The sequence below is a fragment of the Polaromonas sp. P1_A2 genome (assembly GCF_056406895.1).
In genome coordinates this window covers 189,993-216,517 of the sequence record NZ_JBFTZI010000001.1, presented here as the reverse complement: position 1 = coordinate 216,517, position 26,525 = coordinate 189,993, and the positions used below count along the sequence as shown (strand labels likewise).

At 66.0% G+C, this 26,525-nt stretch carries 28 protein-coding genes; 16 read left to right on the top strand and 12 right to left on the bottom strand.

Annotation, left to right across the window (positions count from 1 at the left end):
* The first annotated feature begins 74 nt into the window (after positions 1 to 74).
* Both ddpX and AC1D09_RS01060 read left to right on the top strand, forming a co-directional pair.
* Positions 75 to 647, top strand: coding sequence for a D-alanyl-D-alanine dipeptidase (gene ddpX / locus AC1D09_RS01065; RefSeq protein ID WP_477661580.1), 573 nt, complete (start codon positions 75 to 77; stop codon positions 645 to 647).
* Between the two features lie 18 nt (positions 648 to 665).
* The gene (locus AC1D09_RS01060) at positions 666 to 1,157 is read left to right on the top strand and encodes a hypothetical protein (protein WP_477661579.1); all 492 of its coding nucleotides are present in this window, start codon (positions 666 to 668) and stop codon (positions 1,155 to 1,157) included.
* Between the two features lie 77 nt (positions 1,158 to 1,234).
* Here the strand turns inward: AC1D09_RS01060 and AC1D09_RS01055 are convergent, their stop codons facing one another.
* Together AC1D09_RS01055 and purT are read right to left on the bottom strand one after the other, a co-directional pair.
* Entirely contained in the window at positions 1,235 to 2,338 is a 1,104-nt protein-coding gene (locus AC1D09_RS01055) for a mechanosensitive ion channel family protein (RefSeq protein ID WP_477661578.1), read from the bottom strand.
* Between the two features lie 13 nt (positions 2,339 to 2,351).
* Positions 2,352 to 3,557 (bottom strand): formate-dependent phosphoribosylglycinamide formyltransferase, encoded by a 1,206-nt coding sequence (purT, locus tag AC1D09_RS01050; protein WP_477661577.1) that lies wholly within the window; start codon positions 3,555 to 3,557, stop codon positions 2,352 to 2,354.
* Positions 3,558 to 3,788: 231 nt separating this feature from the next.
* Between purT and AC1D09_RS01045 the strand changes: the two genes are divergently transcribed.
* Complete coding sequence (locus AC1D09_RS01045; protein ID WP_477661576.1) at positions 3,789 to 4,604, top strand: siderophore-interacting protein; 816 nt, start codon at positions 3,789 to 3,791, stop codon at positions 4,602 to 4,604.
* A 6-nt stretch (positions 4,605 to 4,610) separates the two neighbouring features.
* On the opposite strand, the gene AC1D09_RS01040 is transcribed toward AC1D09_RS01045, so the two are convergent.
* From AC1D09_RS01040 to pcaH, 3 genes are all read right to left on the bottom strand, one after another.
* Complete coding sequence (locus AC1D09_RS01040) at positions 4,611 to 4,994, bottom strand: VOC family protein (RefSeq protein WP_477661575.1); 384 nt, start codon at positions 4,992 to 4,994, stop codon at positions 4,611 to 4,613.
* An 83-nt stretch (positions 4,995 to 5,077) separates the two neighbouring features.
* The gene (pcaG, locus tag AC1D09_RS01035) at positions 5,078 to 5,668 is read right to left on the bottom strand and encodes a protocatechuate 3,4-dioxygenase subunit alpha (RefSeq protein WP_477661574.1); all 591 of its coding nucleotides are present in this window, start codon (positions 5,666 to 5,668) and stop codon (positions 5,078 to 5,080) included.
* An 18-nt stretch (positions 5,669 to 5,686) separates the two neighbouring features.
* Positions 5,687 to 6,400: a protocatechuate 3,4-dioxygenase subunit beta gene (gene pcaH / locus AC1D09_RS01030; RefSeq protein ID WP_477661573.1), complete on the bottom strand. Its 714-nt coding sequence runs from the start codon at positions 6,398 to 6,400 to the stop codon at positions 5,687 to 5,689.
* A 154-nt stretch (positions 6,401 to 6,554) separates the two neighbouring features.
* On the opposite strand from pcaH, the gene pcaQ reads away from it, so the two are divergent.
* Positions 6,555 to 7,499: a pca operon transcription factor PcaQ gene (gene pcaQ, locus AC1D09_RS01025; protein WP_477661572.1), complete on the top strand. Its 945-nt coding sequence runs from the start codon at positions 6,555 to 6,557 to the stop codon at positions 7,497 to 7,499.
* A gap of 2 nt (positions 7,500 to 7,501) precedes the next feature.
* Here the strand turns inward: pcaQ and AC1D09_RS01020 are convergent, their stop codons facing one another.
* The gene (locus AC1D09_RS01020; RefSeq protein ID WP_477661571.1) at positions 7,502 to 8,431 is read right to left on the bottom strand and encodes a class I SAM-dependent methyltransferase; all 930 of its coding nucleotides are present in this window, start codon (positions 8,429 to 8,431) and stop codon (positions 7,502 to 7,504) included.
* Between the two features lie 276 nt (positions 8,432 to 8,707).
* On the opposite strand from AC1D09_RS01020, the gene AC1D09_RS01015 reads away from it, so the two are divergent.
* The 5 genes from AC1D09_RS01015 (at position 8,708) to AC1D09_RS00995 (ending at position 12,531) form a co-directional block, all read left to right on the top strand.
* Positions 8,708 to 9,112, top strand: coding sequence for an RNA recognition motif domain-containing protein (locus AC1D09_RS01015; RefSeq protein WP_477661570.1), 405 nt, complete (start codon positions 8,708 to 8,710; stop codon positions 9,110 to 9,112).
* A 171-nt stretch (positions 9,113 to 9,283) separates the two neighbouring features.
* Positions 9,284 to 9,733, top strand: coding sequence for a MarR family winged helix-turn-helix transcriptional regulator (locus AC1D09_RS01010; RefSeq protein ID WP_477661569.1), 450 nt, complete (start codon positions 9,284 to 9,286; stop codon positions 9,731 to 9,733).
* A 65-nt stretch (positions 9,734 to 9,798) separates the two neighbouring features.
* A complete protein-coding gene (locus tag AC1D09_RS01005) occupies positions 9,799 to 10,215 on the top strand; it encodes an organic hydroperoxide resistance protein (RefSeq protein WP_007865659.1) in 417 nt (138 codons plus the stop codon).
* Between the two features lie 88 nt (positions 10,216 to 10,303).
* Positions 10,304 to 11,401 carry a DUF2855 family protein gene (locus tag AC1D09_RS01000; protein WP_477661568.1) on the top strand — a complete coding sequence of 366 codons (1,098 nt, stop codon included), beginning with the start codon at positions 10,304 to 10,306 and terminating at the stop codon, positions 11,399 to 11,401.
* Between the two features lie 59 nt (positions 11,402 to 11,460).
* Positions 11,461 to 12,531, top strand: coding sequence for a serine/threonine protein kinase (locus tag AC1D09_RS00995; protein WP_477661567.1), 1,071 nt, complete (start codon positions 11,461 to 11,463; stop codon positions 12,529 to 12,531).
* A gap of 22 nt (positions 12,532 to 12,553) precedes the next feature.
* Here AC1D09_RS00995 and htpG read toward each other — a convergent pair whose 3' ends face one another.
* Positions 12,554 to 14,434 (bottom strand): molecular chaperone HtpG, encoded by a 1,881-nt coding sequence (gene htpG / locus AC1D09_RS00990; protein WP_477661621.1) that lies wholly within the window; start codon positions 14,432 to 14,434, stop codon positions 12,554 to 12,556.
* A gap of 275 nt (positions 14,435 to 14,709) precedes the next feature.
* Here htpG and AC1D09_RS00985 point away from each other — a divergent pair, with 275 nt between their 5' ends.
* The 7 genes from AC1D09_RS00985 to AC1D09_RS00955 all read left to right on the top strand — a co-directional run bounded on the left by AC1D09_RS00985 (position 14,710) and on the right by AC1D09_RS00955 (position 21,546).
* Positions 14,710 to 15,162: a spore coat protein U domain-containing protein gene (locus tag AC1D09_RS00985; protein ID WP_477661566.1), complete on the top strand. Its 453-nt coding sequence runs from the start codon at positions 14,710 to 14,712 to the stop codon at positions 15,160 to 15,162.
* A 28-nt stretch (positions 15,163 to 15,190) separates the two neighbouring features.
* Positions 15,191 to 15,772 (top strand): hypothetical protein, encoded by a 582-nt coding sequence (locus AC1D09_RS00980; RefSeq protein WP_477700899.1) that lies wholly within the window; start codon positions 15,191 to 15,193, stop codon positions 15,770 to 15,772.
* Between the two features lie 2 nt (positions 15,773 to 15,774).
* The gene (locus AC1D09_RS00975; protein ID WP_477661564.1) at positions 15,775 to 16,506 is read left to right on the top strand and encodes a fimbrial biogenesis chaperone; all 732 of its coding nucleotides are present in this window, start codon (positions 15,775 to 15,777) and stop codon (positions 16,504 to 16,506) included.
* A gap of 99 nt (positions 16,507 to 16,605) precedes the next feature.
* On the top strand, positions 16,606 to 18,921 hold the full coding sequence (locus AC1D09_RS00970) for a fimbria/pilus outer membrane usher protein (RefSeq protein ID WP_477700898.1): 2,316 nt from the start codon (positions 16,606 to 16,608) through the stop codon (positions 18,919 to 18,921).
* Between the two features lie 5 nt (positions 18,922 to 18,926).
* Positions 18,927 to 19,793, top strand: a complete 867-nt coding sequence (locus AC1D09_RS00965; RefSeq protein WP_477661620.1) for a spore coat protein U domain-containing protein — start codon at positions 18,927 to 18,929, stop codon at positions 19,791 to 19,793.
* Between the two features lie 206 nt (positions 19,794 to 19,999).
* Entirely contained in the window at positions 20,000 to 20,899 is a 900-nt protein-coding gene (locus AC1D09_RS00960) for a spore coat protein U domain-containing protein (RefSeq protein WP_477661562.1), read from the top strand.
* A 275-nt stretch (positions 20,900 to 21,174) separates the two neighbouring features.
* Entirely contained in the window at positions 21,175 to 21,546 is a 372-nt protein-coding gene (locus AC1D09_RS00955) for a hypothetical protein (protein WP_477661561.1), read from the top strand.
* A gap of 48 nt (positions 21,547 to 21,594) precedes the next feature.
* Here the strand turns inward: AC1D09_RS00955 and AC1D09_RS00950 are convergent, their stop codons facing one another.
* From AC1D09_RS00950 to kdpE, 5 genes are all read right to left on the bottom strand, one after another.
* Positions 21,595 to 22,941, bottom strand: a complete 1,347-nt coding sequence (locus AC1D09_RS00950; RefSeq protein WP_477661560.1) for an esterase/lipase family protein — start codon at positions 22,939 to 22,941, stop codon at positions 21,595 to 21,597.
* Positions 22,942 to 22,994: 53 nt separating this feature from the next.
* Positions 22,995 to 24,233 (bottom strand): serine hydrolase domain-containing protein, encoded by a 1,239-nt coding sequence (locus AC1D09_RS00945; RefSeq protein WP_477700897.1) that lies wholly within the window; start codon positions 24,231 to 24,233, stop codon positions 22,995 to 22,997.
* 96 nt (positions 24,234 to 24,329) lie between these two features.
* Entirely contained in the window at positions 24,330 to 24,803 is a 474-nt protein-coding gene (locus tag AC1D09_RS00940) for a response regulator (RefSeq protein ID WP_477661558.1), read from the bottom strand.
* Between the two features lie 110 nt (positions 24,804 to 24,913).
* Entirely contained in the window at positions 24,914 to 25,759 is an 846-nt protein-coding gene (locus AC1D09_RS00935; RefSeq protein WP_477661557.1) for a pseudouridine synthase, read from the bottom strand.
* A gap of 56 nt (positions 25,760 to 25,815) precedes the next feature.
* The gene (kdpE, locus tag AC1D09_RS00930; protein WP_477661556.1) at positions 25,816 to 26,520 is read right to left on the bottom strand and encodes a two-component system response regulator KdpE; all 705 of its coding nucleotides are present in this window, start codon (positions 26,518 to 26,520) and stop codon (positions 25,816 to 25,818) included.
* Positions 26,521 to 26,525: the final 5 nt, after the last annotated feature.

The following is a 26,525-nucleotide window of genomic DNA, read 5'->3' as shown; positions in this document are numbered from 1 at the left end:
CAGGGCCAATAATCTTGTAGCACTTTTGTAGCAAGCCCACCACAAGTCCTTCCCTGTCACGATTGCGCCGCACCATGCCGCCTTCCAGTCCCCTCGTCCAGATCCGGGAAGCCACGCACGATGTCGTGATCGACATGATGTATGCACGGCCCGACAACTTCACCGGCCAGGTGATCTACGGCCACACACTCTGCTTTCTGCACCCCGAGGCCGAGGCCTGCCTGCGGCGCGCGGTGGCGGGCGCGCGCGCCTTTGGTTTCAAGCTCAAGATTTTTGACGCCTTCCGCCCGCATGAGGCGCAGGAAGCGCTCTGGGCGGTGCTGCCCGTGCCCGGTTATGTGGCCGACCCGGCCAAGGGCTCCAACCACACGCGCGGCGTGGCGGTGGACCTGACCCTGCTGGACGAGCAGGGCCATGAGCTGGACATGGGCACGCCGGTGGACACCATGACGGCGGCCTCGCACCACTTTTACCCCGACCTGCCGGCCGCCGTGCAGCTCAACCGCATGAAGCTGCTGACCATCATGCTGGAGGCCGGCTTTGTGCACCACCCCATGGAGTGGTGGCACTACCAGCTGCCCGAGGCCAAGGAGTTTGAGCTGGTCAGCAGCGCGGTGTTTGCCGGCTGCCTGGACGCCGCGGCCTGACGGACGGAGGAACGCCGGATGGGCTTTCTGGGGCAACAGGCAAAAGAGCAGCAGGATATCTCTGCGGAGCAGGACCGGTATCCACGGCAGCCTGGCGAGCGTAAAAAGCTGCGTCGCCGAGGGTTCGTCTGGCTGGTGATTGGCTGCACCGCGCTGGTATTGGTCGGGCTTTTCTTCCTGGGCGCTGGCTGGATAGGCTGGACCAGCGGCGAAGTCAGGATTCAGATGAAAGGGCAAGCTTCCTATGCGGCAAAGGAGCACGGCCTTCACGAACTGGATTTTTATCTCTACACATGGGGTGCCATGGTGGGGGGCGCCGTCGCCGCGTTGGCGGGACTGTTCGCGCTGGTATCTCTTCCCTTCCGCCCGGCAGTCGAACGCGACATTCTTCTGGAGGAACTGGGGCGACCGCCCGCGAGGTCAAGGGACTCGGAGGTGCCGGGATGGGCAGTTGTCATGGTGCTGGCTGGATTTTTTGCCACGCTGATCTGGATACTCCTTCGCCACTAGCACCATTGGCACCCCAGCGGCCCGCACTCAGGTCGTACGGATGGCCTGCGAATCCGGCATCGTGGAAGCCCGGGGCCTTAAACCTGCGGCGGCAGCTGCCCGGTCGGCTCCGCGCCCTGGGGGCCTTCAACGCCGCCGGTGACCTCGGCGCGCATCATAGGCAGGAACTGCGGGTACTCGCGCTGCAAAAAATCCACCAGGGCCTCGCGCACCTTGCAGCGCAAATCCCAGTTCAGGCCCGAGTTGCCCGAGGTCACCAGCACGCGCAGCTGCATGCTGCGCTCGCCGGCTTCCACCACCTGCAGCAGGCACAAACGCTTGTCCCATTCGGGCGCCGCCTCGCAGGCGCGGCGCGCGGCCTGGCGCAGCGGCTCCAGCGGCATGCGGTAGTCCACCCACAGGAAGACCGTGCCTATGATCTGCGCGCTGTTGCGCGTCCAGTTCTGGAAAGGGTTTTCGATGAACCACTGCAGCGGGATGACCATGCGCCGCTCGTCCCAGATCTTGAGCACCACATAGGTGCCGGTGATTTCCTCGACGCGGCCCCACTCGCCCTGCACGATAAGCACGTCGTCGATGCGCAGCGGCTGGGCCAGCGCCAGCTGCAGGCCGGCGATCAGGTTGCTGAACACCGGCCGGGCCGCGATACCGGCGACGATGCCGATCACGCCGGCCGAGGCCAGCAGGCTGGCGCCCAGCTGGCGCGCGCCCGGGAAGGTCATCAGCATCAGCGACAGTCCCGCCACCAGCACCATGAAGCCGGCGGTGCGCGCGAGCAGCCGCGTCTGGGTATGGATGCGGCGCGCATTGAGGTTGTCTTCGACCTCGACCGAATGCTGGCCGATCACGCCCTGGGCCACGCCGTCGATGGCGCGCAATGCCAGCCAGGTCAGGGTGGCCAGCAGCAGCAGGGCATTACCGTGGCGCACCTGGGAGATCAGCGGCAGCGCATCGGGCGCGGCCTGCCAGACGGCCTGCAGCGCGACCAGGGGCAGGGCGAAGCGTGTGGGCCGCCAGCTGCGGCGCGCCACCGCGCTGGAGATGGGCAGGTTACGGGTGAGGCGCCAGATCACCGCGGCGCCCACGCGGTGCACCACCAGGGCCAGCACCACGGCCACGACGGCCGAGATCAACACCCGCCAGGCGGAATCCTCCAGCAGGTGAAGATCGGCGAAATTCATCGCGAAGAGCTTCTCATCCGGCCTTGCGCGGGCGCACCAGCGCGGCCGCCGTCTTGGCGTTGATGCGCGCGGTTTCGACGTCGGCATCGAAGGCCAGCGCCACGCCCATGCGGCGTTTCACAAAACTCTCGGGCTTGCCGAAGAGGCGGATATCGGAATTGGGCACGCGCAGCGCCTCGGCCACGCCGTCGAAGACGATGCCCTGGGCATCGACGCCGCCGTAAATCACGGCGCTGGCGCCCGGGCTCTTGAGCGCGGTGTTGACCGGCAGGCCCAGGATGGCGCGCGCATGCAGTTCGAACTCGTTCTGCCACTGCGTGCACATCGTCACCATGCCGGTGTCGTGCGGGCGCGGGCTCACTTCGCTGAACCAGACGTCCTCGCCCTTGACGAACAGCTCGACGCCGAACAGGCCCTGGCCGCCCAGGTTGTCGGTCACGGCCTTGCAGATGTCGCGGCATTTTTGCAGCGCGGCCGGCCGCATGGGGTGCGGCTGCCAGCTTTCCACATAGTCGCCGCTGACCTGCACATGGCCTATGGGCTCACAAAAGTGGGTTTCCACCTTGCCGTCGGCGCCCAGGGCGCGCACGGTGAGCTGGGTGATCTCGTAGTCGAAGTCGATAAAACCCTCGACGATCACGCGGCCGTGGCTCACGCGGCCACCGGCCATGGCGTAGTCCCAGGCTTTTTTCACGTCGGCGGGGCCGGAAATCTTGCTCTGGCCCTTGCCTGAGGAGCTCATCACCGGCTTGACGACGCAGGGGTAGCCGGTGGTCGAATCAATCGCGGCCTGCAGCTCTTCCAGCGAATCGCAGAACACATAGGGGCTGGTCGGCAGGCCTAAAGTTTCGGCGGCCAGGCGGCGTATGCCTTCGCGGTCCATGGTCAGGCGCGCGGCGCGGGCCGTGGGGATCACGCGCACCGTGCCGGCGGCCTCGAGCTCTTCGAGCATGGCCGTGGCAATGGCCTCGATCTCGGGCACGACCAGGTCGGGTTTTTCCTTTTCGATCAGGGCCTTGAGCTGGGCCGGGTCGCTCATGGTGATGGTGCGCGCATGGTGGGCCACCTGCTGGCCCGGCGCGTTTTCATAACGGTCGGTGGCAATCGTCTCCACGCCCAGGCGCTGCAGCGCGATCAGCACCTCCTTGCCCAGCTCGCCGGAGCCGAGCAGCATGACTTTGGTGGCGTGGGGGGACAAGGGGGTTCCGAAAGTTGTCATAGATATAGGTATAGGTAAGCGCTGAGGGGGAAGTGGGGAAATGGCGGCCGCAGGAGCAAGCACCTGGGCCGCCTGGGCTTACTTTACTGCACCCATCCCGCCCGTTTGGGTAGGACGTCTGCTTGCTTAGCCCCTACCCAGCACCGGATATTGCCGTCAGATGATAATTATTCTCAACTAGAACACTTCCCCCAAGGCTGCGCATGAAGCGCAGCCCTTTTGAAAGACCTCATGTCCACCTTACCCGCTTCCGCTTCCCCATCCACTCCCGAGGCCGCACCCCGCAAACGCCGTCCGCCGCGCCGCGTGCAGGTCACCCGCGTGCAGACCTTGAGCCCGCTGATGCGCCGCATCACTTTGCAGGGCGCGGAGCTTGAAGGCTTTGAGGTCAACGACCCGGCCTGCTACATGAAGCTGATTTTTCCCGAGCCCGGCCAGGCCGAGCCCGAGCGCCCGCTGCCCGATGGCCCCAGGCCCAAGTCCATGCGCACTTACACGCCGCTGGCCGTGCGCGCGGACGCGCACGAAGTCGACGTCGACTTTGTGCTGCACGGCGACGGCCCCGCATCCACCTGGGCCGCGCAGGCACAGGTGGGACAGGTGTTGTTCCTGATGGGGCCGGGCCCGGGCTACAAACTCGCGCTGGACGCGCCGGTTCACCTGTTGATCGGTGACGACAGCGCCCTGCCCGCGTTTGAAACCATCCTGGCCGCCTTGCCCGCAAGCGCACAGGCGCAGGTGCTGGTCGAAGTGGTGGACGCTGGCGAAGAACGCCCGCTGCACAGCGCTGCAAAAGTGCAGACCCGCTGGGTGGCGCGCGGCGCCGACAACAGCAAGGCCGGCACCGCGCTGGAAGCCGCCTTGCGCCAGGCCGGCGCGCCCGCGGCCGACGTCCGCATTTACCTGGCCTGCGAAGCTGCGGCTATGCGGCGCCTACGCCAGTTGCTGATAGAAGAGCTCGGTGTGGAGCGCAGCCGCATTGTGGGTCGGGGCTACTGGAAGCTTGGCACCGTCAATCACCCGGACCACGATTACGGCGAGGATTAAGCCCCCTCATTGCCGTGCGTAGCTGACCGTCAGCATCTCCCACTGGTGCCCCTCAGGCTCGTTCCAGTAAACACCCTTGCCACCAAACTGCGTGTCGACCTGATGGTCCATGGGGCCGCGCACCGTGCTGCGGTAAGGAATGCCGGCCGCCTGGATGCGCGCCAGGATGGCGTCGAACTCCTGCGGGCTCACCCGAAAACAGAAGTGCTGGACGGGGAAGTCCTCGTCCGTGTCAATGAAATCCAGCGTCAGGCCTTCATTGACATAGACGGCGGAGAAAGGCCCCAGCGCCGTGGGCGCCCAGGGCACGCCCAGCAACTCCGCAAGCTGCCGGGCCGCGGCCACCTTGTCGCGGGCCGAAACGATGGAATGGTCGAGTTCAATGGTCATGCAGGCCTCCCGTTGGGGAAACTGCTTTTATAGACCTTTAACACCCGGCCCGTCACACGCGGGCGTCACAAGCCCCCACGCGCTCACAGGTCGAAAAACACCGTTTCCTTGTCACCCTGCATATGGATGTCAAAGCGGTACTGCGGCCCGGCGCCCGTCATTTCGCGCTTGGCGACCAGGGTGGCGCGCCGCGCGGCCGGCACGCTGGCCAGCACCGCGTCCTTGGCATTCGCCGCGGCTTCATCCTCAAAGTAGATGCGCGTAAAGGTGTGCACCAGCAAGCCGCGCATGGTCACGCAGACGTTGATGAAGGGCGCCTGCCCCGCCGCGGCCACGCCGGGCTTGACGGTGAAGAACTCGTAGTGGCTTTGCGGCAGGGTGCCGGTGCCGCAGCGGCCGAAGCCGGTGAAGCCGCGCGCTTCGGCATCCTCCACCGAGGTGATGGGCTGGCCGCTGCCGTCGGGCTGGGCGATCTCGACCATGGCGTCCATGATGGCGTTGCCGGCGCCGTCAAAGACCTGGCCGGTGATGCGTATGTGTTCGCCTTGGGCATTCGGCTGGGCCAGCACGGGCGTGAACAGGCTTTTGAGGTCGTAGCCGTACTGCGTGGGCGTGAGGCCGTAGGCGAAGAAGGGGCCGACGGTCTGGGAAGGGGTTTGTTTGAGCTGGCTCATGGGGTGTCTTTCCGCCGCTTATTCAAAACGCGTGGCCTTGGGGCCGCGCAGCACGATGTCGAACACATAACCGAGCGCGTAGTCGGGCTGGGTCACGTCCAGGCTGAATTTGGAGACCATCAGCTCGCGCACGCTGTCGGGCGCGCCCATGTACATGGGGTCGTAGCTCAGCAGCGGGTCGCCGGGGAAATACATCTGCGTGACCAGGCGGCTGGCGAAGTAGTCGCCGAACAGCGAGAAGTGGATATGCTGCGGCCGCCAGGCGTTGGGGTGGTTGCCCCAGGGATAGGCGCCTGGCTTGATGGTCTTGAAGCTGTAGCGGCCCTGGTCGTCGGTCATGCAGCGGCCGGCACCCAGGAAGTTGGGGTCCAGCGGCGCGTCGTGCTGGTCGACCTTGTGCACATAACGGCCGGCGGCGTTGGCCTGCCAGACTTCGACCAGGGTGTTGCGCACCGGCCGGCCGTCTTCGTCCGTCACCCTGCCGGTGACGATGATGCGCTCGCCCAGCGGGTCGCCGTTCATGACGGCGTTTTTGGTGAGGTCGTTGTCCAGCGGGCCGAACTGTTCTATGCCGTAGACCGGCGCGTTGAGCTGGGCCAGCGCCTGCTTGATAGGCACCAGGGGCTGCTTGGGGCCGCGCAGCAGTGTGGATTTGTAGCCGGGGTAGATATGCGGCGAATGGCTGGTCCAGTCGCGCGGGGCGAGAAAGCTGTTGTTCAGGTCGGGTTTCATGCTGGGTGTCTCCGTGGGTCAGATGGGCAGCCTGGACGCTTTTTGAGGCGAATTCCGGCGCTGGAATGACTTTAATCGCACTGAATGGTTATGTATATTGAGATTTTTTCGCTTTATCCATAACCAAATAGGCCGATGATGGTTAAATCACGCCATGGTCGATGAACGTATCAAGTACCGGCATTTGCAGTGCTTCCTGGCGGTGGCGCAGCACGGCAGCCTGCAAAAAGCGGCCGACGTGCTGGCCGTCACCCAGCCGGCCGTTTCCAAAACCCTGAAAGAGCTCGAAGACCTGCTGGCCGTGCGCCTGTTTGAGCGCGGACGCCGGGGCGCGGTGCCCACGCGTGAGGGCGAGGCTTTTTTGCGCCATGCCGGCGCCAGCGTGAGCGCGCTGCGCGAGGCCGTGGCCAGCGTGGCGCAGACGCGGCGCCAGGGCAATGCCGTGGTCGCGATCGGCGTGCTGCCCACGGTGGCGCCCTGGCTGCTGCCGCAACTGCTGCTGCGCCAGGATGCCGAAGCCGGGGAAGGCGCGCACACCAGCCTGCGCATACACACAGGCGCCAACCCCGAATTGCTGGCGCGCCTGCGGCAGCGCGAGCTGGACCTGGTCATAGGCCGCTTTGCCGAGCCGGCCCATATGCTGGGCCTGAGTTTTGAGCACCTGTATGCCGACCCGCTGGTGCTGGCGGTGCGGCCCGGCCACCCGCTGCTGGAACACGCCGCGCTGAAGGCCGACGTGCTGGCCGGCCTGCAGGCCTTCACGGTGGTACTGCCCACCCAGGGCACGGCGATCCGCCACACGGCGGACGGCTTTTTCCTCTCGCGCGGCCTGGCCCTGCCGGCGCGCACGATTGAAACGCTGTCGGTGTCGATCGCGCGCGGCTACACGCTGAAAAGCGATGCGGTCTGGGTCTCGCCGCTGGGCGCGGTGCGGCCCGAGCTGGACAGCGGTGCACTGCTGCAGTTGCCCGTCAGCATGGCGGGCACCGAGGAACTGGTGGGGCTCACGCTGCGCGCCGACATGGCGCCCACGCCGGCGCAGCAGGGGCTGATCGCGAATATCCGGCAATTGGCCGCGGAGCGACGCGGCCAGGCCTAGGCCTAGGCGGTCTCAGCCTGGACGGCAAAACGCGCCGTCAACTCGCCCAGGCCCAGCTCATCGAGCACCTCGCGCAAGCGCGCTTGCGCCGCGCGGGTCTTGCCGGCCTGGGGCTGGGCCGGGCGGCTGGCCAGAATCAACTCGTTCTTCATCGAGTGCTCCCAGCCCACGAGTTCGGTCACGGTGACCTGGTAGCCGTTGGCTTCGAGCTGCAGGCAGCGCAGCACATTGGTGATCTGGCTGCCGAATTCGCGCGTGTGCAGCGGGTGGCGCCAGAGTTCGGCCAGCGGGGTTTTGGCCAGTGACAGGGCCCGGCTTTTCTTGAGCACGCCGGCCACCTCGGCCTGGCAGCAGGGCACCAACACCATGTGGCGCGCGCCTTTGGCCAGGCCGAAAGCAATCGCGTCGTCGGTGGCGGTGTCGCAGGCATGCAGCGCGGTGACGATGTCGACGGCGGGCGGCAGCTGGTCCGAGGTGGTGGCCTCCTGCACCGTCAGATTCAGGAAGGACATGCGCGCAAAGCCCAGTCGCGCGGCCAGGCTGCGGGATTTTTCGACGAGTTCGGCGCGCGTTTCTATGCCGTAGACATGGCCGGCCACGGGCTCGCCCGCATGCGCCACGTTGAAGAACAGGTCGTACAGGATGAAACCCAGGTAGGACTTGCCGGCGCCGTGGTCGGCCAGGGTGAAGCCGGCTTTCTGCGCAGCGGCATCCTTGAGCAAAGGCTCTATGAACTGGTAGAGGTGGTAAACCTGCTTGAGCTTGCGCCGCGTGTCCTGGTTGAGCTTGCCCTCGCGCGTGAGGATGTGCAGTTCCTTGAGCAGCTCAATCGACTGCCCGGGGCGCAGCTCTTCAATGACCTGCGCGGCGGGCGCGGGCCTGGTATTGCCCTTGTGTGGTTTTGCGGCGCGCGCGCTGCTGGGGGTTTGCATGGCCCCGAGTTTAGTGGGAGGGCCTGGAGCCTGGCCCCAGCCGGTGCAAAGCCCTTTTCGTCACGCTCTCTTCCAGGGGGAAAGGGAGCAGAACCAGCGAAAGAAAAACTAAAAGAGGGCTTTTGGCACTTATGGGCGCATAATCGAGCAGTACGGGTTGCAAAACACCCGCACAAGTTGGTGATCGGTCAGTTTCGCGCGCTACGGCGTTACTTTTGAGTTTGTTGTGCTTTCGGGACCCCATCGCTTTGTTTTTATGTGTTTTTAGGAGTCCCCATGGGCAATAAACTTTACGTCGGCAATCTGCCATACACGGTCCGCGACGAAGACCTGCAACAATCTTTCGGCGCCTTCGGCTCCATTACCAGCGCCAAAGTCATGATGGAGCGCGACACCGGCCGCTCCAAGGGTTTTGGTTTCGTCGAAATGGGCAGCGATGCCGAAGCACAAGCCGCAATCGCCGGCATGAACGGCCAGTCCCTGGGCGGCCGTAGCATCACCGTGAACGAAGCCCGTCCGATGGAGGCACGTCCTCCCCGTACCGGCGGCTTCGGCGGCGGTGGTGGCGGTTACGGTGGTGGCGGCGATCGCTCCGGCGGTGGCGGCTACGGCGGCGGCGGTGGCGGCCGTTCCGGTGGCGGCGGCTACGGCGGTGGTGGTGGCGGCCGCGGCGGCTACTAAGCCCTGCGAACCCGCTGACTCAGCCCCGCGCTGAGCAAAGCCTGAAAGGCTTCAAAACTTCGGTTTTGAAGCCTTTTTCTTTTGGCGCATGCCCCGGTAGCTCGGAAGCCTGGAAACATCTCCCAACCAATTAACTTGCACACAATTTAATTGTGAGATACAATCCATTCCATGCCAAACAAAACCGACTCCGTGGACGCCATGCTGCAGCTGGACAACCAGCTGTGTTTTGCGCTGTATTCCACCTCGCTGGCCATGACCAAGCTCTACAAGCCCCTGCTCGAGGATCTGGGCCTGACCTACCCGCAATACCTCGCGATGCTGGTGCTGTGGGAGCAGGACGGCCTCACGGTGTCCGAGCTCGGCGAGCGGCTGTACCTCGATTCGGGCACGCTGACGCCTTTGCTCAAGCGCATGGAAACGGCCGGGCTGGTCTCGCGCCTGCGCGCCGTGCAGGATGAGCGCCGCGTGCACATCACATTGACGGCCGCTGGCCGCAAGCTCAAGGACAAGGCCGCGAAGATCCCGGGCTGCATCCTGAGCGCCACGCAGTGCTCGATTCCCGAACTGGTGTCGCTGACGCAGCAAGTCCAGTCTTTCCGCAAGCGCCTCACGGCCTGACCCCTTTTACTTTTCACCGATTTTTAACCCGCCCCTGACCGGGGTATTTTTCAAAGGAAGCCACCATGACCACGCTCGAAAAAGTTCTCTACACCGCCCACGCCCACACCACCGGCGGCCGTGACGGCAAGTCCAAGACCGACGACGGCCGCCTGGACGTCACCCTGAGCTCGCCCGGCACCTCGGGCACCGGCACCAACCCCGAGCAGCTGTTCGCGGCCGGCTACGCAGCCTGCTTCATCGGCGCCATGAAGGCCGTGGGCGGCATGAAGAAGATCGACGTCCCCGCCGACGTGTCGATTGACTCCAGCGTCGACCTGGGCAAGATCCCCAACGGCTACGGCATCGCCGTGCGCCTGGACGTGACCCTGCCCGGCATGGACCGCGCCGCCGCCCAGGCCCTGGTCGACGCAGCCCACCAGGTTTGCCCGTACTCCAACGCAACCCGCGGCAATATCGACGTGACGATTACCCTGAAGTAATCAAACGAACAGCAAGCTAGCGAGCTTGCTGTCACCAAGGCGGCCCGCCGGTGTTGAACCGGCGGGCCGTTTCATTTACGGTGCGGTGATGAACATCGCCACCTTCCAGGTCCGCAAGGACTCCCTTACCGAAACCCGCTGGCAAACCGCAGCCCCGCTTGCGCTGGCCCCCGGCCAGGTGCGGCTGGCCATCGAGTCCTTCGCACTCACGTCCAACAACATCACCTACGCGGCCTTTGGCGAGGCCATGAATTACTGGCAGTTCTTCCCGACCGGCGACGACGCATGGGGCTGCATCCCGGTCTGGGGTTTCGCCGTGGTGACGCAATCGCAGTGCGAGGGTGTCGCCGTGGGCGAGAAGTTTTACGGCTACTACCCCATGGGCAGCGAGCTGGTGGCGCAGCCCGCGCGCGTGACATCCGCGGGCTTTTTTGACGGCGCTGCTCACCGGCAGGCGCTGCCGGTGGTCTACAACCAGTACATGCGCTGCGCCACCGACCCGTTTTACGACGCCGCCACCGAGGATGTGCAGTCGCTGCTGCGGCCGCTGTTCATCACCTCCTTCCTGATCGACGATTTCCTGGCCGACAACGATTTTTTCGGCGGAGGCACCACCCTGCTGCTGTCCAGCGCATCGAGCAAGACCGCTTACGGCACGGCCTTCCAGCTCGCCAGGCGCGCGGGCCTGGCGGTCGTGGGCCTGACCTCGCCGGGCAATAGGGCTTTTTGTGAAAGTCTGGGCTGCTACAGCCGCGTGCTGGGCTACGAACAACTGGACAGCCTGGCCGCCGATACGCCCTGCATCTACGTCGATTTCGCGGGCAGCGCCCCCTTGCGCCAGCGCATCCACGACCGCTTCGGCCAGCTGCGCTACAACTGCTCCATAGGCGGCACCCATGTCGACGAACTCGCGGCCAAGGGCGGCAGCCGGGATTTGCCGGGTCCCAGGCCGGTGCTGTTTTTCGCGCCGGCCCAGGTCAAAAAGCGCGTCGCCGATTGGGGCGCGGAAGCCTTCGGCCGCAAGCTCGCGCAAGCCTGGCAGGACTTCACCGGGCAGGTGGGCAGCGCCCAGCCGCCCTGGCTCAGCCCCCAGCGGCATGCCGGCCGGGCGGCCGTGCAGACGGTGTACCAGGAGGTGCTCGCCGGCAAAGGCGACCCGCGCACCGGCCATATCCTGCGGCCCTAAGAACAGCCGTTTACACGCCCCCGCTGGCTGGGCCCGGCAACTGCGCCGACAATCGGTGCATGACCGAGAAAAGCCAAGCCCCCGCCAGCGCCGCGCTGCATGCGTACGAGACGCTGACCCCTGACCGCGTGCTGGACGCGCTGGCCAGCGTGGGCCTGCTGGGCGACGGCCGCCTGATGGCGCTGTCCAGCTACGAAAACCGGGTCTACCAGGTGCATCTCGAAAGCCCGGTCGGCGAAGCCGAGCTGGCGGGCGACGTGGTGGTCGCCAAGTTCTACCGGCCGGACCGCTGGAGCGACGCGCAAATCATCGAAGAGCACGCCTTCGCCGCCGAGCTGATGGCCGCCGAGATCCCGGTGGTCGGCCCGCTGCTGCTGGAAGGCGCCACGCTGCACCACTTCGGCGGCTTCAGCTTCAGCGTCTCGCCCAGCCGCGGCGGGCGCCGGCCCGAGCTCGACAACCTCGAGGTGCTGGAATGGATAGGCCGCTTCCTGGCGCGCATCCACACCGTGGGCAGCGCAAAACCCTTTGTCCATCGCCCCGCGCTCAACCTGCAGACCTTCGGCTTTGCCCCGCGCGACATCCTGCTGGGCGGCGATCATGGTGCGAAAGGCGCCCACGGCTACATCCCGCTGGACATGGAGTCGCGCTGGCGCAAGGCCTTTGACGAAGCCATGCTGGTGGCGCAAACCGTGTTCGAGAGCGTGGGCGACGTGCGCACCCTGCGCCTGCACGGCGACTGCCACCCCGGCAATATCTTGTGGACGCCCGAAGGCCTGCCGCTGGCGGGGCCGCATTTTGTCGACCTCGACGACGCCCGCAGCGGCCCGGCCGTGCAGGATTTGTGGATGCTGGTCTCCGGCGACCGGGCCCAGAGCACCCGGCAGCTGGGCGCGCTGGTCGACGGCTATGAGGAGTTCCGCGAATTCGACCGGCGCGAACTCGCGCTGATCGAGCCGCTGCGCACCCTGCGCCTGGTGCACTACAGCGCCTGGCTGGCGCAGCGCTGGCACGACCCCATCTTCCCCATCAACTTCCCGTGGTTCGGCTCCAGCGACTACTGGAAGGGCCAGGTCGACATGCTCGAAGAGCAGACCGAGGCCATGCAGGAAGCGCCGCTGGTCGTCTAGCCGGGAGACGGCGCGGCGACGCTCAGGCTAGCAGGGCATTGACCCGCCGCACATAGGCTGCCGGGTCGTTCGGCATGCCGCCTTCGGCCAGCAGGGCCTGGTCGAACAGGATGTGGGCGAGGTCGTCGAAGTGTTCGCCGCTTTCGAGCTTTTTGACCAGCGGATGCTGGGCGTTGACTTCCAGGATGGGCTTGACCTCGGGCACGGCCTGGCCGGCCTGTTTGAGCATACGGGCCAGCTGGGTCGACATGTCGCCGTCCTGCACCACCAGGCAGGCCGGTGAGTCGACCAGGCGCGTGGTGGCGCGCACGTCCTTGGCCTTGTCCTTGAGGGCTTCCTTGAGCTTGTCGAGGACGGGCTTGAACTGGGTCTGCGCCTCTTCGGCGGCCTTTTTCTCGTCCTCGTCCTGCAGCTTGCCCAGATCCACCGCGCCCTTGGCGACCGACTGCAGCGGCGTGCCGTCAAATTCGTGCAGGTAGTTCAGCGCCCACTCGTCGACGCGGTCGGCCATCAGCAGCACTTCTATGCCCTTTTTGCGGAAGATCTCGAGCTGCGGGCTGTTCTTCGCGGCGGCCAGCGTGTCGGCGGTGATGTAGTAGATCGCGTCCTGGCCTTCCTTCATGCGCGCCTTGTAGTCGGCAAAACCCACGCTCACCGTGTCGGTGGTCGAGGAGGCGAAGCGCAGCAGTTTGGCCAGGCGCTCGCGGTTCGCGAAATCCTCGCCCAGGCCTTCCTTGAGCACGGCGCCGAACTCGGCGTAAAAGGTCTTGAACTTTTCGGCATCGTTGGCGGCCAGGTCTTCGATCATGCCCAGCACGCGCTTGGTGCAGCCTTCGCGTATGGCCTTGACGGCGCGGCTTTCCTGCAGCAGTTCACGCGAGACGTTGAGCGGCAAGTCGGACGAGTCCACCACACCCTTGACGAAGCGCAGGTAGGTCGGCATCAGCGCCTGGGCGTCGTCCATGATGAAGACGCGTTTGACGTAGAGCTTCACGCCCGCGGCCTTGTCGCGGTTGAACATGTCCATGGGCGCCTTGGCCGGGATGAACAGCAGCTGCGTGTACTCGGTCGCGCCCTCCACGCGGTTGTGCGTGGTGGCCAGCGGCGCCTCGCTGTCGTAGCTGAGCTGGCGATAGAACTCGTCGTACTGGTCCTGGGTGATGTCCTTCTTGGCGCGCGTCCACAGGGCCGCGGCCTGGTTCACGGTTTCCCACTCGCCGGTCGTCACCATCTCGCCGGGCTGGTCGTTTTCGCCCTCTTTCCATTCCTCTTTCTGCATCAGGATGGGCAGCGAGATGTGGTCGGAGTATTTGTTGATGATGCCCTTGAGCTTCCAGGCATTGAGGTAGTCGAGCGAGTCCTCCTTGAGGTGCAGGATGATGCTGGTGCCGCGCCCGGCGCGCTCGATCTCGCTGACCTCGAACTCGCCGGTGCCGTCGCTGGCCCAGCGCACGCCCTGGCCCGCCGGCAAGCCCGCGCGGCGGCTTTCCACCGTGATCTTGTCCGCCACGATAAAACCCGAATAAAAGCCCACGCCGAACTGGCCTATCAGCTGCGCGTCGTTCTTCTGGTCGCCCGAGAGTTTGGCCATGAAGTCGCGCGTGCCGCTCTTGGCGATGGTGCCCAGGTTGTCGATGGCTTCCTGCTGTGACAGGCCTATGCCGTTGTCGGTGATGGTCAGCGTGCTCGCGGCCTTGTCGAAGCTCACGCGCACCTTGAGCTCGGCATCGTTCTCGTAGAGCGAAGCGTCGTTGAGCGCCTCGAAGCGCAGCTTGTCACAGGCATCCGACGCATTGGAAATCAGCTCGCGCAGGAATATCTCTGGGTTCGAGTACAGCGAGTGGGTGACCAGCTTGAGCAGCTGCGCCACCTCGGCCTGGAAGGAAAGGGTTTGTTTTTGCATGGTCTGGGTCATGGTTGTTTCAAATCTGTTACTAACTCGCTATTTGGACGGGAAATAACCACCCTTATTGGTGGTATTTACCTTTGTTACGTGTAATTCTTTTGGGTTCATTTACGAATAAATCCAATCTTTTCAACGATCTGACGTGATAAATTCCCCACTCCGGCGCTCTGTTACGGTTACAAATGTGCGTTTTTCTGAAATACCTAGTTACAGTTCACTCACCTTCACATTTTGTCCCCCCGTTAACTCGCTCACTCAACCGGAGACCCGTCATGAAAAAGCTTATTTTAGTAATCGCCCTCGGCCTTGCCGCTATCGCCGCCGTGCCCGCCCAGGCAGCCACGGCCACTGGACAGTTCGATGTCACCATCAACCTGACCAGCGCCTGCAAATACGTCAAGACCTCGGACGTGGTGTTCAACTACACCTCGTTCCAGGCCGGCGCCCAGGCACACACCACCGCCGGTGCGTTCACGATCCAGTGCACAAAAACCCTGCCTTACACCCTGGCGCTCGACTCCACCGCCGTAACCGACGATGCCGTTGACCTTGCCTACACCCTGGCACTGAGCGCAGCAGGCGGCACCGGCAACGGTAACACCCAGGCTTACACCGTGACCGGTTCCATGGCTGCTGGCCAGGCCGGCAAGTGCGCCACCGCCGGCGGCGCCTGCTCGAACACCGCAGCGACCAACAAAACCCGCACGCTGACGATCACGTACTAAACGGATCTTGACGTTCGCGGCCCCGATCATGGCAACACCGATGCGCTCGCTCGCAAAGCTGGCTCTCGGTGTGTCCCTGCTTTCGGCGAGCGTTTTCTGTTTTTCCGGTACCGCCGGCGGCCAGTTCGGCGTACAGATCCACCTGAACGGCGGCGACCCCGCCGGCAACGCCTGCACCAGCGCTACGGGCTCGGGCAGCGGCGGCGCCTCGGTGCAGGTCAGCTGCAACTCCAACGTCTTTGTCAATATCGCACAGGTCCGCAGCGTCAGCGCCCAGGGGAATTCTCTGAGCAACTCCCGGTTCATGCCCGGCTACCGCCCCACCCGCGACTCCCTGCTGCCCGATTACTGCCGCAGCGAGGCATCCCGCAACGACCCGGGTCCCCGCATGGCTTGCCGGCTGGATGACCAGCGCCAGGCCTCGGCCGGTGATGAAGCCGACGATGGCTGGGAATTTGAAAGCCGGCGCTACGCCATGGGCCCGGAAGCCGCCGAGATCGAAAAACAGGCCCGCTTGCGCTTTCAGGACATCCGGGGAACGCTCACGGCCGTGCGCCTGGCCCACGCTGGTAATCAGCCGAAATCTATCGAGATGCTGGTATCCTTCTAGGGATGAACGTCCCAAAGCGCCGAAGCAGCCTCGTCACCTATGCTCTCCTGCTGAGTCTGCTTGCGTCCTGGGGTCCCGCCACGGCCGGCGTGTTTTCCGTGACACCCGTGCGCCTTTACATGACGCCGCGCGATCGCGCCATCGCCGTCACCCTGACCAACGAAGCGGACACCGAGGTCGTCCTGCAAGCCGACATCAACACCTGGAGCCAGAAGCCGGACGGCACGGACGAACTGGTGCTGACGGAAGACCTGATCCTGGCGCCGCCCATCATCAAGCTCGCGCCCAAGGCACGGCAGGTGGTCCGCCTGGCCTTGCTCAAACCCGCCGATGCAAGCCGGCAGCTGACCTACCGCATGATCATCCGCGAGGTGCCGGAAGCCCTGCCCGCGTCCGGCATTCAGGTTCCCATCGCGCTGGCCCTGAGCATGCCGGTATTCATCACCCCGCCGGCGGCCAAGCGCGAGGTCAGTTGCACCAACCAGGCGGCAGACGCCAAGACCCTCACCCTGCAGTGCAGCAACACCGGCTCGGCCTACGCGCAAATACGGGAAGCCGTCGTGACGCGGGGCCCGCAGACGCTGGCCCGCTTTGAAGGCGGCAGCTACATCCTCCCGGGCGCCCGTAAAACCGTCAGCCTCAAAGGCGAGCAAGCCTTGACCGCAGGCCAGGCCCAGCTGGTGGTGACCTTTGACGACGGACAAAGCCTGACGACCAGTATCGCGCTGCCCTGACGGGCGCCCTATCCCATGAGGTGTAGACGGGCTCTACGAAAGCATCCCCTCGCAATAGGCATTGCCGTCCTCTGCTATGGCCTGCCGGCCCAGGCGCAGGTGGCGGCTTCCTCCAATGCGCCGCCCGCTGCCCGCGCCGCCAATGACCGCCTGCTTCCGCTGGAAGTCTTCATCAACAGCACCAAGGGCGGCGTCTGGACGCTGCTGGAGCGCAACGGCATTCTGTATGCGCCCGAGGACGCTTTCGAGGAATGGCGGCTGAACCGCCGCCCCAGCGCGCAGGACATTGATTTCCAGGGCCAGCGCTGGTATGCCCTCTCATCCATCCCGGGCTTCGAGGCGCGCCTGAATTTTGCCGAGCAGTCGGTCGACCTGGTGTTTTCCCCCTCGGCCTTCAATGCCGTGCGCCTAACGCAGGAGTCGGCCATGCGGCCTCCGCTGTCGCCGTCGATCCCGGCGTTCTTTGCCAACTACGACCTCAACTACCTCACCAGCCGCAACCGCGACTCTATCGGCGGCAACACCGTGGCCCGCGACCTGGGCGCCCTGACCGAATTCGGGTTCTCAGGGCAGTGGGGGCTGCTGACCAGCAGCTATGTGGGCCGCAACCTCGTGAGCCAGGACCCGACGCTCAAGGCCTCCTGGCGGCGGCTGGAAACCACCTATACGCGCAATTTCCTGGAGTCCAACAGCACCCTGCGCCTGGGCGACAGCAGCACGCGCACCGGCATCTCTGGGCGGTCGGTCTATTTCGGTGGCGTGCAGTTTGCGAAAAATTTCTCCCTGCAGCCCGGCTTCGTCACCCAGCCCATCCCGACCGTCACCGGGCTGTCGGCCGCTCCCAGCACCGTGGAGCTCTACGTCAACGACGCGTTGCGGCAGACCTCCAAGGTGCCTTCCGGCCCCTTCAGCATCGACAACTTCCCCGCCTTGACGGGCGCCGGCGAGGCGCGGGTGGTGGTGCGCGACATCCTGGGCCGCGAGACCGTCATCACCCAGTCCTTTTTCAGCAATGCCAACCTGCTGGAGGAAAACCTCAGCGACTGGAGCTTCGAGCTGGGCGCCATACGCAACCAGCTGGGCATCGAGAACGCCGACTACGGCCCGCGCTTTGTGTCGGGCCTGTGGCGCCAGGGCCTGACCAAAAGCATCACCGTCGAGGCCAACGGCGAATGGTCCCGGCCGCTGGCGCGCGTGGGCGCGGGCGCCAGCTATGAGCTGCCCTTCCAGATGCTGGGCCAGACCGCGGTCTCCTTCAGCCGCAGCGACACCGCCGGCCGCGGCCACAACTGGCTGGTCGGCATAGAGCGCACCGGCTTGCGCCACGGCGTCTCGCTGAGCGCCGAAGGCGCCTCGCGCGGCTACCGGCAACTGGGCATAGACACGGCAAACCCGATGCCGCGGCTGCAGACCACCGCCAGCTACAGTTACAGCACCGACAAGTTCGGGGCCTTCAACATCAGCTATGCGGGCTTTGACAACTATGACCTGGGCAAACTCGACACCCTCAGCGTCAACTACACCATGCGGCTCGGGCCGCACAGCGCGCTGACGCTCAGCGCCACACGGCTCAGCGGAATCTCCACCGGCACCTCGGTGGGCGCGACCCTGATCGTGCCGCTGGAAAACCGCGTCACGATTGCCTCAGGCGTCACCCGCCGCAGCGGCACCACCGAAAGTTACGTGAATGCCAGCCGGGCCCTGAGCGCAGAGACCGGCTGGGGCTGGCGCACGGCGCTGGGTTCGCGCGCCGACGGCGGCTACACCGAGGGCGGCGCCTACTACCAGGGCAGCAAAGGCCTGTTTTCAGCCGACGTCAGCGCGGGGCAGACCCAGCAGAACCTGCGCCTGGGCCTGATTGGGGGATTGGTGATGGCCGAAGGCCAGGCGTTCGCCACACGCCGGGTACAGGACAGTTTCGCCATTGTCGAAGTGCCGGGCTACGCCAATGTCGGCGTGGGCTTTCAGGGCAGCACGCTGACCCGCACCGACGAGAAGGGCATCGCGCTGCTGCCGCGCTTGCTGCCCTTCCAGCGCAACAGCGTGCGGCTGGACCCGACCGAACTGCCCATCAGCGCCGAGCTCGACTCCATCGAGCGTGAGGCCGTGCCGGCCCTGCGCGGCGCGGTCAAGATCAGCTTCCCCGTGCGCTCGGGCCGCGGCGCCCTGATACGCATCGTGCTTGACAATGGCGAGCCCGCGCCGGCCGGCGCCGAAATCGAGCTGGTCGGGGACAAGAAGGAATTTTTCGTCGCCCGGCGCGGCGAAGCCTTCGTCACCGGCCTGCAAACCACCAACAGCCTGCGCCTGAAATGGAATGGCGCGAGCTGCACCTTTAGCGTCGAGCTGCCGCCCGGCAGCCTCGAAGACATCACCCGCGTGGGCCCGGTCCACTGCCCAGGAGTCAAACCTTGAATCTCATGAAAACCTGGCGCCTTGGCGCCGCGGCGGCAGGCCTGTCCCTGCTGGGTGCGGCGCCGGCCATGGCCGCGCTGGTCTGCAACGCCACGGCGACACCCGTGCAGATGGTGTACTTTGAGAACGACCCCAACCCCACCGATGGCGCATGGACCGTGACCATCAATTGCTCGCGCGGCCCCGCGGACCCGACCACCTCGGCCTACACGCTGCGGGCAGACGACGGCTTCAACCCGGGCGCCGGAAGCAGCAACCAGGCGGTGAACGGCACCGGCACGGCCAACCAGATGGCCTACGACCTCTTCAGGACGGCGCCGGGCAACGGGGAATGGGGCTATACCAATGCCACGGACTTCGCGGGCACCATCAACTTCGGCACGGCCCTGACGGCCAGCGTCACGCACGTCTTTTACAGCCGCATCGCGGCCGGGCTCAACAAGAACGCCAAGCTCTTCACCGACACCGTGACCATGCGGCTGCGCTACGACAACGGGCCCGGCAATACGGACGTCTTTCCGACTTTCCCCGTGAGCATCAACAACCAGTCCGTCTGCCTTCTCAGCACGCCGCCCGGCAACATCCAGTTCAACTACACCTCGTTCCAGGTGGCCGCGGCCACGGCCAGCACGGCTTATGCCGTGCGCTGTACCCAGGGCGAAACCTATACCATGGCCCTGGACGCAACGACGGGAACCCTGCTCACGCTCACTTACACCCTGGCCTTGAGCACCCTCGCCGGGCAGACCGGGACGGGCTTTCCGCAGAATTTCACGATCAACGGCAGCATCCCGGGCGGCCAGTCCGGCACCTGCGGCATGGGCCAATGCACCAGCGCGCCACAGACACGAACCCTGACCATCACCTATTGAGCGGCCACCGCTTCACGGCCTCGCGCCCACACTTGGGCAGCGCATCAGCCCGCACAGTGTGACTTTTGTCACGAATTTGCAGCACCTGCGCTCTCGAAAACGGCGCAAAACAACACCATTCGCGATACTGCTACAAGACGTTACTATCACGGGATAACAGCCATCGCACTTGCACAGATCTGGGCGATGCAACGGAGTCGTCATCGATGAGTGTCTCTTACGTCATGCGCCTCGCCTTGGCCGCCCTGCTGTGCACCTGTGCACTGCAGGCCGAGGCTGCCATTACCTGCACGCTCACCACCACGTCGGTCAGCCTCAATTACACCAATGGGCAGGGGACCAATGCCAATGCCAGCGGCACCATCACCGTGAACTGCACGCGGCTGTCGACGGACCCGACCAGCACGACCTACTGGGTCAGCATTGACTACGGCAGCCGCACAGGCCTCACCCGCCGGGTTTTCCGCCATGGCGGAGGAACCATCAACGCCGACCGGCTCGATGTCAGCGTCTACAAGAATGGGACCACGACCGACTGGATCAATACCGGCACCGGGCGCGTGAACGGGACATTGAATTTCGGCGCCGCGCTGAGCGCCAGCGTGCCTTTGACCTACGACTTCCGGGTGGGCGCGGGGCAAACCGGCAACACCGCAGGGATCTTTGACGAGACCTTCATCACCAGCCTTCAGCTCACGACCGCCGGGGCCGTTGTCGCAACCGGGAGCTTTACGCCGACGGTCAGCATCACCGCCCAGTGCTTCGTGGGCCAGGTCGCTTCGGGCAACGCGGCGCCCGGCGCGATTTCACCTTCCACGCTGACCTTGAACTACACCTCTTTTGTGGCCACACCGCAGACCGCCACCATGAATTTCACGGTGGACTGCACGCGCGGCACCAGTTACACCCTGGCACTTTCGCCGACCTCGGGCACGCTGCTGGGCCTGAACTACACCCTGGCGCTCAGCAGCGCGGGTGCCACAGGCGATGGCTTCGCCCAGCCCTACACGGTCACAGGCAGCATCGCGGCCGACCAGGCAGGCACCTGTTCGACGGGCGCCTGCACGGCCACCCAGACCGGGGTCACGGTCACCATCACTTACTAGGTGGGGCGCCCGCCCGGGCCTCCATCAAGCCCACCGGCCGCCGCCCAGACGCGGCATTTTTGCCGCCTTTCGCTGCCGCAAAATTGATAAAACGCCTGTTTTATTGCCAAAACCCCTGCAAAAACTATTAATTTGAAGAAGAAATCAAATTAAGCCGGTGATTTGTGTGAAAAATCACAAATTAACAGTTTTATTGTTAATTTTACCAATTGCTTCAAATTATCAGATTCGCTAGCATGGACCGCAACAGCTCATCCTCTTGAAGGAGTTGCGCCATGAAGACCGTCAAATTTGCCTTTGTCCTTGCCCTGTCCATCCAGTCCCTGCTGGGGCTTCACGGCGCGGCCCAGGCGCAGACGGCTTCCGGCTCCTTTGACGTGACCATCGTGCTGCGCACTTTCAGTGAAGCCGTGACGGCAGACCATCGCTGCACCCATCGCGGGCAGCCCGACGGCAATGCCGGAACCCTGCGTATCAGCTGCCCGGCCACGGTGGACGTCAAGGCCATTGCCAGCGCTTCAGCCAGCAGAAGCGGCCAAACGCAACGCATGAACACCCTGCCCGATTCCGCCGGCAAACGCCTGGCCGTGGTGGCGGGCAAGCCCATGCATTCCCTGGAGCCGGTGGAACTGACGATTTCGTGGTGAGCACTCGCTAGCGGCACCCAGCTGCCCTGCGCTCGTCCGCAACAAAGGCTAGGAGGGCCGGCCACCCAGCCAGGACACCAGCTGCCGCGTCACCTCCGGCCGCCTCAGCAGCTCCAGGTGGTTCATGCCCTGCGCAATCCACTGGTTCTCGGGCGGAAAGGCCAGGCAGCGGTCCGGCTCCGCATGCAGGCCCAGCGCGCTGTCCAGCGACACCAGGCCGTCGCCGACCATCTTGCGCGCCAGCGCCTCCCGCACCGCCACCATGGCGCCCTTGCCGGGCGCCAGCGTGGTGGCCGCCACGGTGTAGCAGGCCACGCCGGCCGGCAAAGGCACGGGCTGGCGCGTGTCCGGCCTGCGCTCGAAGCGCGCCGCATCGTGCCAGTCGGCACGCAGCAGGTTGCCGTGGCGCAAATCGGTGATGCCGGCGCTGCGCAGCTGGCCGATCTTCGCGAAGGGTTTGGTCACGATGTTGCCGCCCAGCACGCCATCCACCCAGCTACCCAGGCGCTCCAGCGGCGCGCCGTGGTGCGGCGTTCCCAGGAACACCAGGGCCTTGAGCTGCGCCAGCCAGCTGTAGCCGGCCGCGGCCGCCTGGTGGCAAGCGCTGCGCGCGACCAGGCCGCCCATGCTGTGCGCCAGCAGCGTGATGTCCTCCACCGGCCGCGGCCAGGCTTTGGCCAGTTGCTGCAGCAGGCCGGCCAGTTGCTCGCCGTTGTCCGAGGTGTGCAGGCCGGTGTTGTAGTGCAAATAAAGCGGGGTGTAGCCCAGTTCGCGCGCCAGCTGTTCCCCGTGGCCACCGGCAGGCGCATCGCTGTTCCACTGCAGGTCGTTCATGCACAGGCCGTGCAGCATCACCAGCAGCTTGCCGCCCGCGCCCGGCAAGCGCCCGGCCAGCGCCTGCGGCTCCAGCAGCAGCGGCTGGCCCGCTGAGCGCAAACGCATGGGAATCACGAGCGGGTTGGCCGTCTCCAGCAGGCGGTCGCCGAGCACACCATTGAGCGCCGACAGCATGGCCTCGCGCTGCGGCGTCGAGGGGCGCTGGTCCGCCGGCACCGCGGCGCGCGACAGCAATGCGTTGGCCGCGCCGCCGGCCAGCCGCGTCACGCCTTTGATGCCGCCGTAGACCAGGCCGGTGATGCCCCGCGCGCGCACGCCGCTGCCGCCCGGCATGCGGTCTATGAACTTCGCGCCCAGCGGCCCGAAGGGCTTGGCGACGGCTTTGTAGACATTGCCCTGCACACTTTCGGCCAGGCCCGTGACGCCCAGGGTGGCCTGGGTGGCGAGCTGCGCCAGCCCCTGGATGTCGGAGACATGCAGCCAGGTGGGCAGCAGCCCGCCGGGGAAAGAAGGTGGCGCGGAAGCCGGCGCGCTGCCGGGCTGCTCGGGTGTAGACATGCCCGATTGTGGGGGCAGGGCCCCGCACGCACCAGCGAATGTTGCGGCGCGCTTTATTTGCAGAGGCTGAACAGCTCCGCCGGCGCGGCCGGCTCGACGATGCCGCCGCTGGGCGGCAGCACCGGCACGGGCTCGGGCGCGCCCGGGTTGAGCACATTGTGGATGCGCGCGGCCAGCACAAAACGCGGGTAGGCCGCGTCGCCAATGGTGTTGCTGCCGTTGGCCAGCAACACCACGTCATAGCCGCTGCCGTAGCTCGCGTTGGCCGCGGCGAAGCTGACCGTCTGCCCGGCCGCGCCGTAGCTGCCCGGCCCGCCCAGCGCCGCCAGCCCCATGCCTATGGGCGCGAACTTGCCGCCGCCCAGCGCGGCCGGCGTGCGCATGCGCGCCAGGCTGGCCGCCGAGACCACGGCGCCGCTCTTGAGCGCGCCGTTCCAGCGCACCATGTCCGAGGCGGTGGAGACCACGCCGCCGGTCGCGTCAAAACCCGAGTTGAGGTCGGGGCAGACGCGCCAGGCGTCGCCGGGCTTGACGCGGTAGTGGCCGACGGCGACGCCGGGCCGCGGCTGCGGGCCCAGCAGGTAGGAGGCCGACATGCCCGCGGGCTTGAACAGCAGCTGCGCGTAAGCCGCCTCCAGCGGCAGCCCGCTGGCGCGTTCGATCACGCGGCCCAGCACGACGTAGCCGGCATTCGAATAGTCGTAGGCCGTGCCCGGCGCGGCGAACAGGCCCGTCGCCTGCATGTTGGCGAACAGCCGCGCGCGGCTGAGGGGCGGTTCCTGCAGCACGGCCGGCATGCCGTCCAGCAGCAGGTCGTCGGGGTCTTTCTCGGCGCCGGGAATGCCGGCCACCATGCCCATGACCTGGGCAATCGTCGGGTCCGGCTGGTAACGCAGTTCGGGTATCCAGCGCGACAGCGGGTCCGCCAGCGAGAGCTTGCCCAGCTCCTGCAGCCTGAGCAGCGCGGCCGCCGTGAGCTGCTTGGTGACCGAGCCTATCTTCACCGGCGTGCTGGGCGTCATGGGCACACCGGCGCGCACATCGGCCGCGCCATAGCCGCGCGTGTACAGCACGGCGCCGCCCCTGCCGACCGCGAGCTGCAGGCCCGGCAAGGCGCCGGGCACGTATTCGGCGACCAGCGCGTCGATCTGCGCGGCCACGGCCGGCGTGATCGGAGGCGGCGCTTCGGTCTGGGCCTGCACGGCGCCGGCCGCCAGCGCCAGACTGCAGGCCGCCGCCACGCGGGCCAGCGAGTAAGTGAAGCTCCCCTCGGCAGGATGGTAAGCGCGCATCGGTGATCCCTCCATGGTTGTGGGCGCGAGCTTACTGTCTTTGCAGCCGGTTCCGCAACAGCTGCAGGGCGCCGCGCCGCCCGCCAAGCCTGCCGCTCAACCCCGTGACGGCGTCCTGTGCGGCGCCGGGGCGGCGACCGCCGCGCGCAGGCGCGACACCGCCAGGAGCTGGGCCTGCCGGTTTTCCGGCTCCGCTTCATGGGAGGTCTGTTCCGCGCAGTAGGCGAACAAGTCGTCCAGCTCGCTGGATTTGTCGAACACCGCGTCGGCGCCCAGATCCGCGGCACGGCGGCGGATTTCTTCCGTGGCGTAGTTGGTGAGCACCACCACCTTCTGGTAGGGCTCGCGCTTGCGGCAGCCCGCCAGCACACCCAGGCCGTTGCCTTCCTTGAGGAACAGGTCGACGATGGCCAGGTGCCACTCGCCGTCGTGCGAACTCAGCCACTGGCTGGCCTCGGCCTGGGTGGCCCCATGGCCCGTGACCTGGACAGCGGCGATTTCCTGGAGCGCCTCCATCAGGTTTTCCAGGACGATCTCGTTGTCTTCGACCAGGTAAGTAATCAGTGCCATGAAGCCCACTTTAGGCCGCTGCCGGGCAAACGCTGCCGTCCGTTGGCGCACGTCCGGGTAGGACAGGGCACTACCTGCCGACCCTGCGCCGCGCAAGGTTTAAGAGGCCCCTAGAAGTGCTCGTGCGGCGCCAGATAGCGCCACTGGCCCACCGGCAAATGCCCCAGGTTGACCCGGCCTATGCGCACGCGCTTGAGCCCGGTCACAAACAGCCCCACCTGCTCGCACATGCGGCGTATCTGGCGTTTTTTGCCCTCCTTGAGCACAAAACGCAGCTGCTCGGGGTTTTGCCAGGAGACCTGGGCCGGCCGCAGCGCCTGGCCGTCCAGGCTCAGGCCGTGGTTCAGCAGCGCCAGTTTCTCGGGCGGGAACAAGGCCTGCACATTGACGGTTTCCGGCCCGTAGCTGACCCGCACCAGGTACTCTTTTTCAATCTCGGAGTCTTCGCCTATCAGCTGGCGCGCCACGCGGCCGTCCTGCGTCAGCACCAAGAGGCCTATGGAGTCGATGTCCAGCCGGCCGGCCGGCGCCAGGCCGCGCAGTTGTTCATGGCCCCAGCGCATGCGACTGTTGCATTCGCGCCAGCGGTTTTGCGGCTGCACCAGCGCCACGGCCGGCTCATGGCCGTCCTCGGCCTGGCCGCTGACATAGCCGACCGGCTTGTTGATCAGGATGGTGACCTGCAGGCGCTGCTGCTGCTCGGCCTGGCGGTCGACCTCGATGCGCGCGTCCACGGCCACGGGCTGGCCCATCACGGCGGGCGCGCCGTTCACGCGCACCCAGCCGCGCGCGATCCAGTCGTCGGCCTCGCGGCGCGAGCACAGGCCCAGTTCGGCCATGCGCTTGTTCAGCCGCACGGTGGCCGCGGGCACGCCCGGCGCGGCGGCTTGTTTGGGGATGCGAACGGCGGCGCCCACGGGTTTGGGGCCGGCGCCGGGTTTGAGGGGGTTTTGCATTTGCTGGGTACTTTAGGGGCCGGCCTGGGCGGCCGGATCGCCGCTTATTGTCCCACTCAGCCCACCCAGAGCCGGTAACCCACCGCCGTTTCCGTCAGCAGGTGTTTGGGCTGGGCCGGGTCGGCCTCGAGCTTCTGGCGCAAATGGCCCATATAGATGCGTAAATAATGGTTTTGCCCCGCATGCGAGGGGCCCCAGACCTCGCGCAGCAGCTGCCGGTGCGTCAGCACCCGGCCGGCATGGCTGACCAGCACCGTGAGCAGGCGGTACTCGATGGGCGTCAGGTGCACCTCCACGCCCGCGCGCCGCACCAGGCGCGCCTGGCGGTCCACCTGCACGTCGCCGAAGCTGAACAGCGGCTCCTCGGGCGTGCCGTCGGCGCCGGCGCCGCGCGGTCGGCGCAGGTTGGCGCGCACCCGGGCCAGTAGCTCGCCCACGCCAAAAGGTTTGGTCAGGTAGTCGTCGGCCCCGGCATCCAGCGCGGCGATCTTGTCGGCCTCGTCGGTGCGCGCCGAAAGTACCACGATGGGCACGGCCGACCAGCCGCGCACGTCGCGAATCACCTCCAGGCCGTCGCCGTCGGGCAGGCCCAGGTCCAGCACCAGCAGGTCGGGCTTGCGCGTGCCGGCCTCGGTCAACCCGCGCTGGGCGGTGTCGGCCTCAAAGACCTGCCAGCCTTCGGCCTCCAGCGCCGCGCGCACAAAACGGCGTATCTGCGGCTCGTCTTCAATGACGACGGCGACGGGCAGGGGATGCGACATGGTGT

What these genes read in the sequence shown, in the direction of transcription:
- AC1D09_RS01005 (WP_007865659.1), top strand. Translation starts at nt 9,799, where the DNA reads ATGACCACGCTCGAAAAAGTTCTCTACACCGCCCACGCCCACACCACC.
- AC1D09_RS00960 (WP_477661562.1), top strand. Translation starts at nt 20,000, where the DNA reads ATGAGTGTCTCTTACGTCATGCGCCTCGCCTTGGCCGCCCTGCTGTGC.
- purT (WP_477661577.1), bottom strand. Translation starts at nt 3,557, where the DNA reads ATGACAACTTTCGGAACCCCCTTGTCCCCCCACGCCACCAAAGTCATG.
- AC1D09_RS01020 (WP_477661571.1), bottom strand. Translation starts at nt 8,431, where the DNA reads ATGCAAACCCCCAGCAGCGCGCGCGCCGCAAAACCACACAAGGGCAAT.
- AC1D09_RS01000 (WP_477661568.1), top strand. Translation starts at nt 10,304, where the DNA reads ATGAACATCGCCACCTTCCAGGTCCGCAAGGACTCCCTTACCGAAACC.
- AC1D09_RS00945 (WP_477700897.1), bottom strand. Translation starts at nt 24,233, where the DNA reads ATGCGCGCTTACCATCCTGCCGAGGGGAGCTTCACTTACTCGCTGGCC.
- AC1D09_RS01060 (WP_477661579.1), top strand. Translation starts at nt 666, where the DNA reads ATGGGCTTTCTGGGGCAACAGGCAAAAGAGCAGCAGGATATCTCTGCG.
- AC1D09_RS00940 (WP_477661558.1), bottom strand. Translation starts at nt 24,803, where the DNA reads ATGGCACTGATTACTTACCTGGTCGAAGACAACGAGATCGTCCTGGAA.
- AC1D09_RS00995 (WP_477661567.1), top strand. Translation starts at nt 11,461, where the DNA reads ATGACCGAGAAAAGCCAAGCCCCCGCCAGCGCCGCGCTGCATGCGTAC.
- htpG (WP_477661621.1), bottom strand. Translation starts at nt 14,434, where the DNA reads ATGCAAAAACAAACCCTTTCCTTCCAGGCCGAGGTGGCGCAGCTGCTC.
- AC1D09_RS01040 (WP_477661575.1), bottom strand. Translation starts at nt 4,994, where the DNA reads ATGACCATTGAACTCGACCATTCCATCGTTTCGGCCCGCGACAAGGTG.
- AC1D09_RS00955 (WP_477661561.1), top strand. Translation starts at nt 21,175, where the DNA reads ATGAAGACCGTCAAATTTGCCTTTGTCCTTGCCCTGTCCATCCAGTCC.
- AC1D09_RS00985 (WP_477661566.1), top strand. Translation starts at nt 14,710, where the DNA reads ATGAAAAAGCTTATTTTAGTAATCGCCCTCGGCCTTGCCGCTATCGCC.
- AC1D09_RS00975 (WP_477661564.1), top strand. Translation starts at nt 15,775, where the DNA reads ATGAACGTCCCAAAGCGCCGAAGCAGCCTCGTCACCTATGCTCTCCTG.
- pcaH (WP_477661573.1), bottom strand. Translation starts at nt 6,400, where the DNA reads ATGAAACCCGACCTGAACAACAGCTTTCTCGCCCCGCGCGACTGGACC.
- AC1D09_RS00950 (WP_477661560.1), bottom strand. Translation starts at nt 22,941, where the DNA reads ATGTCTACACCCGAGCAGCCCGGCAGCGCGCCGGCTTCCGCGCCACCT.
- AC1D09_RS00965 (WP_477661620.1), top strand. Translation starts at nt 18,927, where the DNA reads ATGAAAACCTGGCGCCTTGGCGCCGCGGCGGCAGGCCTGTCCCTGCTG.
- AC1D09_RS01045 (WP_477661576.1), top strand. Translation starts at nt 3,789, where the DNA reads ATGTCCACCTTACCCGCTTCCGCTTCCCCATCCACTCCCGAGGCCGCA.
- AC1D09_RS01015 (WP_477661570.1), top strand. Translation starts at nt 8,708, where the DNA reads ATGGGCAATAAACTTTACGTCGGCAATCTGCCATACACGGTCCGCGAC.
- AC1D09_RS00935 (WP_477661557.1), bottom strand. Translation starts at nt 25,759, where the DNA reads ATGCAAAACCCCCTCAAACCCGGCGCCGGCCCCAAACCCGTGGGCGCC.
- AC1D09_RS01055 (WP_477661578.1), bottom strand. Translation starts at nt 2,338, where the DNA reads ATGAATTTCGCCGATCTTCACCTGCTGGAGGATTCCGCCTGGCGGGTG.
- AC1D09_RS01010 (WP_477661569.1), top strand. Translation starts at nt 9,284, where the DNA reads ATGCCAAACAAAACCGACTCCGTGGACGCCATGCTGCAGCTGGACAAC.
- kdpE (WP_477661556.1), bottom strand. Translation starts at nt 26,520, where the DNA reads ATGTCGCATCCCCTGCCCGTCGCCGTCGTCATTGAAGACGAGCCGCAG.
- pcaQ (WP_477661572.1), top strand. Translation starts at nt 6,555, where the DNA reads ATGGTCGATGAACGTATCAAGTACCGGCATTTGCAGTGCTTCCTGGCG.
- ddpX (WP_477661580.1), top strand. Translation starts at nt 75, where the DNA reads ATGCCGCCTTCCAGTCCCCTCGTCCAGATCCGGGAAGCCACGCACGAT.
- pcaG (WP_477661574.1), bottom strand. Translation starts at nt 5,668, where the DNA reads ATGAGCCAGCTCAAACAAACCCCTTCCCAGACCGTCGGCCCCTTCTTC.
- AC1D09_RS00980 (WP_477700899.1), top strand. Translation starts at nt 15,191, where the DNA reads ATGGCAACACCGATGCGCTCGCTCGCAAAGCTGGCTCTCGGTGTGTCC.